The 12,855-nt window shown below is 45.0% G+C and carries 14 protein-coding genes; 8 read left to right on the top strand and 6 right to left on the bottom strand.

Features of this window, described 5'->3' with window-relative positions; genetic code table 11:
- The first annotated feature begins 4 nt into the window (after positions 1–4).
- From hpf to mgtE, 5 genes are all read left to right on the top strand, one after another.
- On the top strand, positions 5–292 hold the full coding sequence (gene hpf / locus L5M40_RS10885) for a ribosome hibernation promoting factor (protein WP_006083070.1): 288 nt from the start codon (positions 5–7) through the stop codon (positions 290–292).
- Between the two features lie 2 nt (positions 293–294).
- Positions 295–738, top strand: a complete 444-nt coding sequence (gene ptsN / locus L5M40_RS10880) for a PTS IIA-like nitrogen regulatory protein PtsN (RefSeq protein WP_006083071.1) — start codon at positions 295–297, stop codon at positions 736–738.
- Positions 735–1,589, top strand: a complete 855-nt coding sequence (rapZ, locus tag L5M40_RS10875) for an RNase adapter RapZ (protein ID WP_105251390.1) — start codon at positions 735–737, stop codon at positions 1,587–1,589. Before ptsN ends, rapZ begins: the two co-directional genes overlap by 4 nt.
- A complete protein-coding gene (locus L5M40_RS10870; protein ID WP_006083073.1) occupies positions 1,576–1,851 on the top strand; it encodes an HPr family phosphocarrier protein in 276 nt (91 codons plus the stop codon). Before rapZ ends, L5M40_RS10870 begins: the two co-directional genes overlap by 14 nt.
- Before the next feature lie 256 nt (positions 1,852–2,107).
- Entirely contained in the window at positions 2,108–3,472 is a 1,365-nt protein-coding gene (gene mgtE, locus L5M40_RS10865) for a magnesium transporter (protein ID WP_219250594.1), read from the top strand.
- A gap of 79 nt (positions 3,473–3,551) precedes the next feature.
- On the opposite strand, the gene L5M40_RS10860 is transcribed toward mgtE, so the two are convergent.
- Both L5M40_RS10860 and L5M40_RS10855 read right to left on the bottom strand, forming a co-directional pair.
- The gene (locus tag L5M40_RS10860; RefSeq protein ID WP_131524132.1) at positions 3,552–4,388 is read right to left on the bottom strand and encodes a molybdate ABC transporter substrate-binding protein; all 837 of its coding nucleotides are present in this window, start codon (positions 4,386–4,388) and stop codon (positions 3,552–3,554) included.
- Between the two features lie 265 nt (positions 4,389–4,653).
- Entirely contained in the window at positions 4,654–5,343 is a 690-nt protein-coding gene (locus tag L5M40_RS10855; RefSeq protein ID WP_173497922.1) for an OmpA family protein, read from the bottom strand.
- Positions 5,344–6,015: 672 nt separating this feature from the next.
- On the opposite strand from L5M40_RS10855, the gene L5M40_RS10850 reads away from it, so the two are divergent.
- Positions 6,016–6,249: a transposase gene (locus tag L5M40_RS10850; protein ID WP_168825505.1), complete on the top strand. Its 234-nt coding sequence runs from the start codon at positions 6,016–6,018 to the stop codon at positions 6,247–6,249.
- A gap of 738 nt (positions 6,250–6,987) precedes the next feature.
- Here L5M40_RS10850 and L5M40_RS10845 read toward each other — a convergent pair.
- Entirely contained in the window at positions 6,988–7,848 is an 861-nt protein-coding gene (locus L5M40_RS10845) for a PA4780 family RIO1-like protein kinase (protein ID WP_028759534.1), read from the bottom strand.
- A 335-nt stretch (positions 7,849–8,183) separates the two neighbouring features.
- Positions 8,184–8,498, bottom strand: a complete 315-nt coding sequence (locus tag L5M40_RS10840) for a hypothetical protein (protein WP_411569011.1) — start codon at positions 8,496–8,498, stop codon at positions 8,184–8,186.
- Between the two features lie 180 nt (positions 8,499–8,678).
- Between L5M40_RS10840 and L5M40_RS10835 the strand changes: the two genes are divergently transcribed.
- Entirely contained in the window at positions 8,679–9,227 is a 549-nt protein-coding gene (locus tag L5M40_RS10835; RefSeq protein WP_263176648.1) for a DUF2799 domain-containing protein, read from the top strand.
- Positions 9,228–9,281: 54 nt separating this feature from the next.
- On the opposite strand, the gene L5M40_RS10830 is transcribed toward L5M40_RS10835, so the two are convergent.
- Entirely contained in the window at positions 9,282–10,040 is a 759-nt protein-coding gene (locus L5M40_RS10830; RefSeq protein ID WP_263176677.1) for a phosphatase PAP2 family protein, read from the bottom strand.
- A gap of 224 nt (positions 10,041–10,264) precedes the next feature.
- On the opposite strand from L5M40_RS10830, the gene L5M40_RS10825 reads away from it, so the two are divergent.
- Positions 10,265–12,205: a GGDEF domain-containing protein gene (locus L5M40_RS10825; RefSeq protein WP_263256654.1), complete on the top strand. Its 1,941-nt coding sequence runs from the start codon at positions 10,265–10,267 to the stop codon at positions 12,203–12,205.
- Between the two features lie 187 nt (positions 12,206–12,392).
- Here L5M40_RS10825 and L5M40_RS10820 read toward each other — a convergent pair whose 3' ends face one another.
- A complete protein-coding gene (locus L5M40_RS10820) occupies positions 12,393–12,788 on the bottom strand; it encodes a hypothetical protein (protein ID WP_263256652.1) in 396 nt (131 codons plus the stop codon).
- Positions 12,789–12,855: the final 67 nt, after the last annotated feature.

Genomic DNA, 12,855 nt, shown 5'->3' with positions numbered 1-12,855 from the left:
TTCTATGCAAATAAACCTAAGTGGACACCATGTCGAAATTACCGAATCGTTACGTGCATATGTAGAAGAAAAGTTTTCAAAACTTGAACGCCATTTCGAACAGATCAATAATGTGCACGTTGTGCTCAATGTTGAGAAAATGCAACAGATTGCTGAAGCGAGAATAAACCTCATAGGTGGTGAAGTTTTTGCTACTTCAGAGCATGCTGACATGTATGCCGCTATAGACGCCCTGATTGACAAGCTTGACCGTCAGGTTATTAAACACAAAGAGAAGTTAACAAAACACTAATAATGGAACTTTGTACCATACTGCGGCCGGAGTGCACTACCTGCGCCACTCCGGGCAGCAAGAAAAAGGTACTGGAACTCATCAGCGACTTAGTCGCTGCCCAGTACCCGACCCTCTCATCTCAAGAGATATTCGAAAGCCTAGTGGCGCGCGAAAAGATGGGGAGCACAGGTATAGGTAACGGCATCGCCATTCCACATGGTCGACTAGCCGATATAGATCAGCCCATTGCCATACTAATTAAGTGTGAAGAGCCGATAGCATTTGATGCTATCGATAAGCAACCTGTTGATATTTTATTTGCACTACTGGTGCCTGCAGACCAATGTCAGCAGCACTTAAGTACCTTGTCTTGCATGGCCGAAAAGCTGAGCGACAAGCAAATATTAAAGCAATTACGCAAGACGCATGATGAAACGGAACTCTATCAGGTAATCACTGGATGAAACTGGTCATAGTGTCGGGCCGCTCAGGCTCAGGCAAATCTGTCGCCCTTAGGGTACTCGAAGATCTCGGCTATTATTGTGTCGATAACCTTCCCTTGCCATTGATTGGCAGTTTGCTTGAGCAACTCAAAGGCAGTAACGATCTCGTCGCCATCAGTGTCGACGTGCGTAACATGCCTGAGCAGGATAAGGTCTTAGTGAAACAACTCGCTAGCCTACCTCCAGATACTGAGTTAACGAGCTTCTTCCTTAACTCCAGCGATAAAATTCTGCTTAAGCGTTACAGCGAAACCCGCCGTTTGCATCCTTTGTCGAAGAGCCGAGTCTCTTTGCAAGAAGCGATAAAGCTGGAGGGAAAACTGCTCGAGCCTATGTCAAAACTGGTCGATCACTACATAGATACGTCGAATTTGAATATCTATGATTTAAGTGACCAAGTCAGACAAATTCTCCTTGGTAGTGTCGATAAAGAACTCGTGATCAACTTCGAGTCCTTTGGCTTTAAGCACGGAATGCCCACCGAAGCCGACTTTATGTTCGATGTGCGCTTCCTGCCCAATCCCCACTGGGAGTTGGCGCTGCGGCCATTGACTGGCTTAGATGAACCCGTAGCTGAGTTCTTAAATCGCCAACCACTGGTCAATAAGTTCATCTGGCAAATCGAAAATTTACTGGAGACTTGGCTGCCACACCTCGAGCGTAACAATCGCAGTTATTTAACGGTAGCCATTGGCTGCACAGGTGGACAGCACAGATCGGTTTACGTCGCAGAGCAATTGGCAAAACGCTTTAGTAACGGTAAACATAAAGTGTATGCCCGTCATCGAGAGCTCAACAATGCCAAAGCTTGAACGTCAGATAACTATCTGTAATAAGCTCGGTTTACATGCCCGTGCCGCCACTAAGTTGGTGGTACTGGCTTCCGAGTTTGATGCGACCATCACCTTAATCCAAGGCGATAAACAAGCATCGGCCGCCAGTGTGCTTGGCTTGCTGATGCTTGAAACTGGCATGGGTAAAACCATTAAGCTTATCGCCGAAGGCCCAGATGCAGAGCCGGCTCTCGATGCCATTTGTGCCTTAATCGACGCTAAGTTTGACGAAGCCTGTTAGTTTCACTTCACACTAAGCACTTCATCGTTAGTTTCACTTCATGTCTAGTTTAAAAAACTTGCCATTCACACATGGCAAAACATTTGTCGCTCGACGATACAAGCCACAGGCGATTACACTAGCGGTCATTGCGCTGGCGCTGGCCTTAACCTTACCTTAGCCGTCTTAATCTATGTCATCGACTGACGCTTAGTCACCGCTAAATCCTAGCCCAACACTAAGATCTCAAACCAATTTGCCGCACAATGGAGGACAAATGCCCGTAGATAATGCAGAAAACGATCACACCGGACATAGTCTTGACCAGTTAAACCAAGCGCTTAGCAGCGGCATGTTCGTACACGTGCGTAATATGCTGCAAAAAATGGCCGCCTCAGATATCGCGCTGATCTTAGAATCATCACCGCCAAGTGCCAGACAAGTACTGTGGCAGCTCATCGATCAAGAACAAATAGGCGACATACTCGATGAGTTGAGTGAAGAACTCAAAGACCCACTGATCCGCAGCATGAGCCCTGAGCGAGTCGCGAAAGCGACAGCAAGCATGGACACCGACGATCTCGCCTATATTCTGCGAAGTCTTCCCGACGCCGTTTACAAACAAGTGTTGCAGTCGATGACGGAACAAAATCGCCTGAGGGTAGAACAAGCCCTATCTTATCCAGATGAGACCGCCGGCAGCTTGATGAATACAGATACAGTCACCTTAAGACCCGATGTGAATATCGATGTGGTGCTGCGCTATCTTCGGCAAAGGGGCAACCTACCCGACACCACAGATACCTTATATGTGGTCGACAAACAGGACAAAGTCCTTGGCGGTGTTAGGCTGGCAGATCTGCTGACTTGCGCGCCAAGCACCACAATTCGCAATATCATGGATCCCAATATTCAAAGTATTCCGGTGAGCATGTCCGACAGCGAAGTCGCGCAGAAATTCGAACGCAATGACTGGGTATCGGCACCTGTCGTCGACTGTGATGGTAAGCTGCTCGGACGTATCACAATCGATGACGTAGTCGATGTTATCCGCGAAGATGCTGAACATTCCATGATGGGTATGGCGGGGATGGACGGAGATGAAGATACCTTTGGTCCTGTGCTAAAAAGTACCCTACGTCGCTCGCTCTGGCTCACGATTAACTTATTCGCCGCCCTGCTCGCCTCGTCGGTCAGCAATATGTTTGAAGGCACTATTGAGCAATTTGCCACTATCGCCATCCTAATGACGATTGTCCCTAGCATGGGCGGTGTTGCCGGTAATCAGACCTTAGCGCTCGTGATCCGTGGTATTGCTTTAGGCCATATCGGCCAAAGCAACGCCCGCTGGCTTATCGGTAAAGAGCTATCGATTGGTTTTCTCAATGGCTTGATGTGGTCGATTTTAGTCTTTGTCGCCGTGTGGCTATGGAAGGATGATATGGCACTGGCGGGATTAATTGGTAGCGCCATGCTGATCAACATGACAGTAGCTGGGCTTGCAGGTGCGAGTATTCCATTGATTTTAAAAAGACTTAAAATCGATCCTGCCCTCGCTGGCGGTATGGTGCTCACCACAGTCACTGACGTGGTTGGCCTGTTCGCCTTCCTCGGGTTAGCGACGCTCTACCTGATGAACTAACGCTTTAACAGTTTGAGCTAATAACAAAAACGGCACCTCAAAGGTGCCGTTTTTTATCCCGCTGGAAAACTAAAGAAGGCTATTTTGCCGGAGGTTGAAAACCATAACTGCTCAGAATCGCTTGGCCTTTTGTCGATAGAATAAACTCAGCTAACGGCGTAGCGGCAGTATTAGCGCCTTGTAAAACCAGTAAACCATAGTCGGCACCCACGGCGAGTTCCTGCGGTAAATCGATGATTTGTAAACTCGGCACTTCTTTTTTAGCCAGCACAGCATTAGTGCAATAGGTTAAAAAGATATCCGCTTGCTTGTTTTCCATCACCCAGCCATAGGGGTTGCGATCTTTAGGCGGTTTAACGCTCTCAGGGCCGCCCGTCAGTTGTAATGCCTTGGTCTCTAACGCGGCTTTCGCATTGGGTTTTACCGCTTCGGCCTTAGCAAAAACGGCCCAGGCATAATCACCCGCGGGGTCGGCTTTCGGGGTTGAGGTGCCGACTTTAATCTTAGGATCTAACAAGGTATCGAGTAACGTCGAACTCGTCACCTGAACTGTGTCTTGAGCAACAGCGCAGAGTTGATTACGGGCAAACATTTGCACCGCTTCGCCCTGACCCGAATCCACTAATGCCTGTGGATGTTTCATATTCGCCGAGGCAAAGATATCGACTTTTTCACCCTCTTGAATACGTTTTAACAATAAACCTGAGGGCGCATATTGCGCTACAACACTCATTTGCGACTGTGCTTGATAAGCAGCAATAATATCACTCATCGCAGCCTTTAAACTGCCTGCGGCGCGCAGTTCTATCGGCGCGGCTCCTGTGGTCACTTCGGCTTTCATCGGCACTCCTTGTACAGCAGTCACCATGATGACAGGGCTTAAACTCAAGGCTACTAACACATTTTTGCTTATCATAGTCATATTCTCCTTTAGGCACTAAAAGTCATTCTTGTGACTTATTCCCATACAGAACGTGAAATCAATAAAGGGATCAAGCTGAACTCATCCCAAGGTAATTAGCAGTGATATGTTTGTGGTGCAGGTCACTCAAGGTGCGCTTCATAAAGGACAAATTGTCTAATTGAAGCACGGCAAGCTAATCACTCAATTAGCCCACCACTGAAAACAAAAAAGTCGCCCCTGGCGACTTTTTCAGCGAGAACTTTGTGCTTAGACCAGACTATTTACCCGTTGGTATTAGTACGATCTCAACGCGGCGGTTTTGTGCTCGGCCATTTGCATTGGCATTTGATGCAATAGGACTCGCTTCACCCATACCTTTTGATTTTACACGGGCAGAGGCAACGCCTTTATTCATCAAGTAATTACCCACTTCGCTAGCACGGACCTGTGACAGACGTAAATTGTAAGAGTCTGAACCACTGCTGTCGGTATAACCTAATATGTTGAGCTGCGTTTTGCTGTATTCCTTGGCCACAACCGCCACTGAATTCAGCACGCGTTTAGCACCGTCGCTTAACTCGGTTTGATCTACGCCGAAGGTCACTTCATTAGGCATATTCAAAATGATGTTATCGCCGTTACGGGTCACACTCACGCCCGTTGAGGCTAATTGTTGGCGTAATTTAGTCTCTTGCACATCCATGTAATAACCAATACCACCACCGACTGCAGCGCCCGATGCAGCACCAATTAAGGCACCTTTACCGCGGTCGCTCTTGCTCGAAGATACCACCCCAATTGCGGCACCCGCGACGGCACCAATCAATGCGCCACTGGTCGCTTTAGCGGTTTGTTCTTCGTTTGAATAGGGATTGATTGTTGTACAACCCGATGCAACTAGCGCGGTCGTCAATACCACTATGGCTAACAGGGATGGTTTAGATTGCACTGCCTGAAAACACTTCATCATTTATAACCTCTTTATATGATTGATGACTGTGAATACCGCTCAAAAGGGCAAGAAATATCACGTCCATTAGGTAATACGAATGACCTAGGGATTGCCACAAAGCAGGCAGTATATAAGCAATTGCGCTGGAGACAATCCTTTATCCATCTTCAATTATGCTAATCCAGATTTTAGTCAGCAAAGATACAGATTTCGGGTTTCAATGATGGCTTGTACCAGCCAATTTAATATCAAGTCTATGGCACCGAAATAGTGCACCTTGCACCTTTATTGGCAGCACTAAAAAATAACGCCGTTTTAATCGAAGGCGCAATCCAATGATTTAAAAGGTTAAAATAAAAATTAGAATATTGGCACGAATTTTACATACTACTAAGTGAGTAGACAGTCAGACGCGGTAGAAATCGCCGAAAACTCAAGTCGACTTCAACAGGATTAATCCAAATTAAATGGACCTATCGAGACAGAAAATGGGCTCGAGTATTTAGGGTCATGAAGGAGGAAGTATGAAAAAGGTCATGAACTTTATCGCACTATGTCGCCACGAATGGATTTGTCTGCGCCATCTAGGTCTGAGCCAGTGGGATTTAGAACAGCGTCACTATCATCAATAAAAGGCAACGCAAACGGTCATATTTTGGTTCGAAGGCAGTAAAAGAGGGAACGCTCATGGGAATCGCAGAAAATAGTCTCAAGCTACATGTTATCACCGAGGTTAAAGTACAAGGTCGCTTACTGTCGGATGTTGCACGTCAATACGGTTTATCTGCCAAGGCAGTCTACCAATGGGTGCGAGAAAGCGATCTGCAACCCCAGCAAAGAGAATGCGCATTAATGAGTGAGATTGCCCAGCTACAGAAAAGAATTAAACAGCTCAATCATGAGCTACGCACGATAGGTTAAGTGCTGCATGGCAATTGAGTGCCTGTACAACAAGCTAAACGTGCCCGAATAGACAAGGCCGGACGAGATTGCATATCGCCCTGCTGATAACGCTAACGATGTAAAAGATGTGCTAACAACAATAATAACAGCGCCCTTTTTAGTCCGGCCTTGTCGTCCAAATTGATGAACCCAGCGAAGATTGGGAAATAGTATTAACAGCAATAAACGGATAGGGACAATGCAAAAGTTTCGGCAAGACTAGGGAGGGAGTTATCTCCCCCAAGATCAAATATGTGAATTGTGCTCCCCCAAGTCATGAACATATTTCTCTCTCTGGCCTTGTCATTTTATTCACAGGATCAATGATGATCCAGCACTGCAATGAGTGTAGTGCGCCAAGGAAGGCCTTGATTGGTATTACATAGATTGACTGAAGAGTGACCAAGGTTTCGGCAAGGATTGAGGGAGTTATCTTCCCCAAAGATTAAATATGTGAATTGTGCTCCCCCAAGTCATGAACATATTTCTCTCTCAACTCTTGTCCTTTTATCACACTGTTCGATGATTGCTAGCTTGTTTGTAGCAACAAGGATGGCCCCAGCTTCCATCGGGGATTAAGCCAAGGATTGGCTAACGCCAAAAATTAAATAACAATAATAAAATCAACAATAAAAATAATAATTCCACTTAATTTTTAGGATAAAAAAGACGCTACTTTGAGCGTCTTTTTTATGGGTGAAAAACAACGACTGACGATTAATAGTCTTCTTCGTTTGCCTCTTGGATCCGCTGCTTACGCTCTTGTGCCTCTTCAAAGGCTGCTTGGATTTCTTCCAAGACCGCACTAACATCGGCTTCGACCAGCACTTCGGTAAACTCACCCGTTAATGGTGTTTCAGGCTTCAATTCACCGGCTTCAAACAGGGCCCAAATTTCTTTGGCGTATTGTGTTTTTAACAGCTCAGGAGCATACAAACCATAGTATTGAGTCATGTTATTCACATCACGCGCTAACATCCATTTAGCATGGTTATTTGCAGCGGCATCGACGGCCTGAGGTAAGTCGATAATCACTGGCCCTTCACTATCAACTAACACGTTAAACTCAGACAAGTCACCGTGCACTAACCCCGCACAGAGCATACGTTTAACATAGGTCATCACCAACGCATGATCCTTCAAGGCTTTTTCTGCCGACATACTGACATCGTTTAATCTCGGCGCGACATTGCCCTCGGCATCCGTCACTAACTCCATCAGCAACACGCCATCGAAACAACCATAAGGCGTTGGCACACGCACACCCGCATTCGCTAAACGGTAAAGTGCTTCAACTTCAGCATTTTGCCAAGCTTCTTCCTGCTGATCGCGGCCAAATTTAGACCCTTTTTCCATCGCACGTGCGCGACGACTGTTACGGACTTTTCGGCCTTCTTGATATAACACAGCTTGCTTAAAACTGCGCTTGTCCGCTTCTTTATAGACTTTGGCACAGCGGATATCATCACCACTGCGTACAACGTACACAGTCGCTTCTTTACCGCTCATTAACTGGCTAATGACCTCATCGACCAGTCCTTCATCAACCAGGGGTTGGATTCGTTTCGGAGTTTTCATAGCGCCCTTATACCTTACTTAGGCATGATATGGAATACTGCGGGCAAATCTTCATACAAAAGCGGTCTCCAGCGGAAGTTTGATGAATATAGTTTAGGATTGTTAAACGAATTTTAAGTAAAAACTAATGCACTTGCGTGTTAAACACAATACCAGATTTACTCAGCGCTTTGGCAAAGAAAGAGACTGAAAATACCGCTTTAACTAAAAGAATATTCTTTTATGCTCACCCAAATAAAACCAGACTCAAAACGACAAGCCATATTCCGCGGCGAATATGCCAATCCAAGCCAGTTGAAATAATACCCAGAGCTAAATTGCTGCAGGAACTTAACTCAAACAAACAAGGCAATCACACTGCCCACGGTCGCCGCCGCTTTCAATATTTGGCCTGCACTGTAATAGGTGTCGTTTGAACTCTTAACGTCATCTACATCATCCGCACTAGGCTCAGGTATTTTACTCGCTGCAGTGCCATCAAAACTGACCTCAGCTTTGGGAGCCGCCAGCCCTAATGCACCATAGGTAAAGGATTTAAGTCCGCTTGGCTCGGCAGTATCAAGGGATTGATGAGACGACTTAACTGCCGGTAATGAAGCAGAATACGCAGATGAAATATGTGAAATCATAGCGAGCACCAAAGCAGACATTTAAAGTGTTAACCGCAAACTAACACAATATCAGCTGGTTATCATGCATTCATACGCTAAACTGTGATGGATTTTGCCCAACAAAACGCATCTATTACAGTATAAATAGCGGTATATATAGCTAGATCTCCCCCATAAGAGCCTTTATCCTAAACGCCACAACATATAGAGAACTTATCCATGCACTATCCCAGCATTTTCCTCGCACTTTCAGTCCTATCCCTGACTCAATGCAGCAGCTTATCGATTGAAGAATGCGCCAATAGTGATTGGTTTGCCCTTGGGCTTGCCGATGGCAACCGTGGGACAAGTTCTGGGCAATTAAATCAATATCAAAAAGATTGTCGTGAATTTAATCTCACTGTCAATACCGCTCAATGGAAACAAGGATACCAGCAAGGGTTAGCCAGTTACTGCGTGCCAGAAAATGGCTACCGCGTAGGCTTAGCGGGAGAAAGTTATTATGGGGTTTGCAGTAATAACCAGTTTGTTGAGCGCTATAACCAAGGCCATCAACAATACCTGACCAACAAACGTTTAACTGAGATTGCCGATCGCTTAAATACCATAGAGAGGGAAATAAGCAGTCTTGATGGCAAGATCAATAATCTCACCGACAAGGCTGACTTATTGAAACAGAAAAACAGCCTACTCAACGAAAAAAACCAACTGTTAGATGAAAGATCTCGCCTACGCAGACCTGATATGCGCTTCGAATTTAGATTTTAAGCCATAAAAAACACTGAACCCAATAAGGACTCAGGGCGTTAGCTTCGCAGCTCGTTATTTTTGCGGTATTCCACTACTTGTAACCTTGAACATTTGACCCAAAGCGACCAATTTAGACTTTCTAAACGCAGGCGAGCGCAGAAAAAACGCATAGTAGAGTAAGCTAGCGGACGTCCATGCTATGGCTAAACTCCATAAATCATGACTCAAGAAGTGGGCGCCGCGTAACTCTTGGCCAATGCCAAATACTAGGCCCAAACTCAAACCAAAGATTAATCCAAACTTAGCTAAATGCGGGCGATACTCACGCAGCACGTAATACAAGGCAACCCAAGCAAACCCACCGCTGGCATGGCCACCAGGGAAACATTGACCAAACTCAGCACTTTTAGGTAAACGAGAAAACAAGGATGAATGTATCATCTGGCCGCCAAACTCAATCACATCCCACGGGCAGGTCATGTGAGTAATGCTTTTGCCAATTCGGACCAGCAACACACTCGCCAATACGCTACTAAATAGGTAAATCAGGCCCTTGCGGTACGGTTTTACCCTGTCACTTCGAAAACTAAAGGCAATGCCGACTACGACACTCACCGCCAGCAAGATGACAAAGTTACGCCCAGTGACATGCAGTAAATCTTCGGTCAACCAATATCCTCTCAATGGCCAAGAGTCGATGCCCCCTTGCCAATGAAATAACAAAGTCGCGACTTTCATATCAGCGTGAGTCCATTCAAGCCCCACTATGATCACTGCAAACACTAAAAGCGGCGTAATTAAATGCCCCTTAGCGAAATCCATAAATGTCATCATAACTTTATCTTTCAGATAGTTATTCACTAATAAATCCAAAAATCAGAACATTTAGTGCTAGAGTACCGTTGAATTCTTACCTAACACTTAAGAGATCTAACAGCGCAGCATTTAAGATAGAACCGAGATTTTGCAGTAACTAAATTTACCGAAAAGACTCACATCATGAGTAAAAAGACTATAGTTTATGAATAGTATCGCGCCTCTAGGACTGAGCATTCATGCCATACAACCTCGCCATTAACCAGTCTCAAAAAGATCGTTTATTTGCCGACATTGCGATCGACACAGACAAAATCGTTGTTCCCCAAGAAATGGTTTATAACTGGCAACAAACCTTAGATTTGCTCTCTGAATTAGTCGACACCCCCGCCGCTTTGATCATGCGTGTCCATCAAACCGATATTGAGGTCTTTACCTCGAGCCGCACCCAAGGTAATCCCTATAAAAAACATGATAAAGACAGTTTAGGCCACGGGCTTTACTGCGAAACAGTGATCAAAGAAGGTAAGGAACTCCACATTCCTAACGCCCTAAAGGATAAAAACTGGGACAAAAATCCTGACATTAAACTCGGCATGATCGCATACTGTGGTTTACCTTTACGTTGGCCAGATAGCAGTGCCTTTGGCACTATCTGCATGCTCGATAGCCAAGAGCATAATTACCCCCAATCTTTTCGCAGCTTACTCGCTCGGTTTCAAAATGGTATCGAAGCTAACCTAGTCACCCTTTATCAACAGGCTAAGCTACAACTGCACAATCAGCAGCTAGAGCAAAAAGTACAACAGCGCACCCATGAACTCGCCGAACTTAGCGGCAAGCTCATCAAAGAAATCGAAAACCGCACCTCCACCGAAACCTCACTGGAATACCATAAAAGCTACGATCCGCTCACGGGATTACCCAACCGCATCAATTTGATTAATAGTCTGTCGATCATGCTCGAAGAAGTTAATCGCAAAGAAAAAATTTCAGTACTCTATCTTGGGCTGCGCAATTTCAAATCCATCAACGACAGTTATGGTTACCTGATTGGCGATAAAATTCTCACTATTCTCAGCCAACGTTTACAGCACTATACCGATGAAAACACCTTTATCGCCCGCATCGCTGGCGCCGAATTTGTGATTATTCAAGCCCACAAACCTTCGAATAACGAAACCAATAAACTCATCAATAAAGTGCTTAACTGCTGTAACACGCCCTTTGGTGTGGCTGATTTTGTAATCACGATTCCCTCGAGCATGGGCATAGCACAAGCGCCTATGGATGGTATCGATGCCGCCATCCTGCTGCAAAAAGCCGGAGCGGCCATGACGATCAGCAAGGCTGATGGCTCAACTCACAGCTTCTTTAATCAAGATACGCAAGCCGCTTTAAACCTACGCTATCAACTGGAATCCCACTTGGTCGATGCACTGAACAAGAACGAGTTAAGCCTGCATTACCAACCCTTTATTAACTTAAAGACGAAGCAAGTGATTGGTGCCGAAGCCCTGCTGCGCTGGCATAATCCCATCCTTGGCAATGTCGCCCCAGACAGATTCATCGCCTTAGCTGAACGTAATGGCCAGATTATCGATATTGGCAATTTTGTATTGCATACCGCGCTGTCTCAGGCGGCAAAATGGTGTCGCGAGGTAGGCCAAGAGTTTAAAATCGCCATCAATATTTCCCCTTTGCAAATGCGCAATCCCCGCTTTAGCGAACACATAGCCGACTTACTCACCCTCTATCAATTGCCCCCCACCGCCTTAGAACTTGAAATTACCGAAGGCATGCTGATGCAGGATGAGCACATTGCCCACAATGTCATCCAAAAACTACAAGAACTCGGTATCCGCATCTCCCTAGATGATTTTGGCACAGGCTACTCATCCTTAAGTTATTTACAAAAATACTCTTTCGACACCTTAAAAATCGATCGCTGCTTTATTAGTAAACTCGAAGAAAACGAACAAAATAGAGAGTTAACAAAGGCAATTATTGCCATTGGTAAGAAACTGGACTTGGAAGTGATCGCCGAAGGCGTAGAAACCCTAGAACAAGATGCCTTTATTCGCCACGAGGAATGCGACTTAGGCCAAGGCTACCTCTACGGTAAACCCATTACCGCAATACAGTTTGAGCAGGCATTTATCCATAAAAAAGAGCATTAAGTTCATCCTTAATGCTCTTTTTATTTCGCGAATTAAAACCGACTGAATAATGTTACATGAATAGTCATTTCCACAGAATGTTATAACTCACATTTGTACAAAAGTGAGCTAGTTTTTTTACTCTAATTCGTGGAGTTCGGATTAAAATTTCTATGGGTTATCACCTTACAAACGCAAGCCAACTGTTTTACGTCCGTTTAAGCAACTTATTATGTTCTCTTGCTAACCACCACAAAAATAAGATTGCTTGTAATCCCGAAATACCTGCATAAAACAAAAACAATTCAATTTTCATAGAAGGTAGTGAAATCAGAATACCGAAAGCTAGAATCCCTAAAAAATAACACCATTTATTCTGATTAAAGAACTTTACTGCCACCCAATGCACAGGAAAGCCAATTAACATCCATCCAATAATTGAGAATATAAAATAGAACACTAAAACAAAATGTATTGATTCATAGAAGTATTTAAAATCCATTGTTATTAAGTCAGATTCATTACTCCAGTAAAACAGCATAATTGGAACAAAACATATTGCTATAGCAATAAACATGGCTCGTAAAAAGTGCTCCAAATTCACAACCTCTCCCTGAGAACATAACGCCGCAAGCGGCGAGCGTTAGCGAGTCCAGCACCGAAGGTGCGAT

Origin of the sequence: Shewanella sp. SM68, from assembly GCF_025653925.1 — a bacterium.
Classification (GTDB): domain Bacteria; phylum Pseudomonadota; class Gammaproteobacteria; order Enterobacterales; family Shewanellaceae; genus Shewanella; species Shewanella oncorhynchi.
The sequence above is the reverse complement of the archived record's forward strand: the minus strand, read 5'-3'. Positions and strand labels throughout refer to the sequence as shown.

What these genes read in the sequence shown, in the direction of transcription:
- L5M40_RS10850 (WP_168825505.1), top strand. Translation starts at nt 6,016, where the DNA reads ATGGGAATCGCAGAAAATAGTCTCAAGCTACATGTTATCACCGAGGTT.
- hpf (WP_006083070.1), top strand. Translation starts at nt 5, where the DNA reads ATGCAAATAAACCTAAGTGGACACCATGTCGAAATTACCGAATCGTTA.
- L5M40_RS10855 (WP_173497922.1), bottom strand. Translation starts at nt 5,343, where the DNA reads ATGAAGTGTTTTCAGGCAGTGCAATCTAAACCATCCCTGTTAGCCATA.
- L5M40_RS10825 (WP_263256654.1), top strand. Translation starts at nt 10,265, where the DNA reads ATGCCATACAACCTCGCCATTAACCAGTCTCAAAAAGATCGTTTATTT.
- L5M40_RS10845 (WP_028759534.1), bottom strand. Translation starts at nt 7,848, where the DNA reads ATGAAAACTCCGAAACGAATCCAACCCCTGGTTGATGAAGGACTGGTC.
- L5M40_RS10840 (WP_411569011.1), bottom strand. Translation starts at nt 8,498, where the DNA reads ATGTCTGCTTTGGTGCTCGCTATGATTTCACATATTTCATCTGCGTAT.
- rapZ (WP_105251390.1), top strand. Translation starts at nt 735, where the DNA reads ATGAAACTGGTCATAGTGTCGGGCCGCTCAGGCTCAGGCAAATCTGTC.
- L5M40_RS10830 (WP_263176677.1), bottom strand. Translation starts at nt 10,040, where the DNA reads ATGACATTTATGGATTTCGCTAAGGGGCATTTAATTACGCCGCTTTTA.
- mgtE (WP_219250594.1), top strand. Translation starts at nt 2,108, where the DNA reads ATGCCCGTAGATAATGCAGAAAACGATCACACCGGACATAGTCTTGAC.
- ptsN (WP_006083071.1), top strand. Translation starts at nt 295, where the DNA reads ATGGAACTTTGTACCATACTGCGGCCGGAGTGCACTACCTGCGCCACT.
- L5M40_RS10835 (WP_263176648.1), top strand. Translation starts at nt 8,679, where the DNA reads ATGCACTATCCCAGCATTTTCCTCGCACTTTCAGTCCTATCCCTGACT.
- L5M40_RS10860 (WP_131524132.1), bottom strand. Translation starts at nt 4,388, where the DNA reads ATGATAAGCAAAAATGTGTTAGTAGCCTTGAGTTTAAGCCCTGTCATC.
- L5M40_RS10870 (WP_006083073.1), top strand. Translation starts at nt 1,576, where the DNA reads ATGCCAAAGCTTGAACGTCAGATAACTATCTGTAATAAGCTCGGTTTA.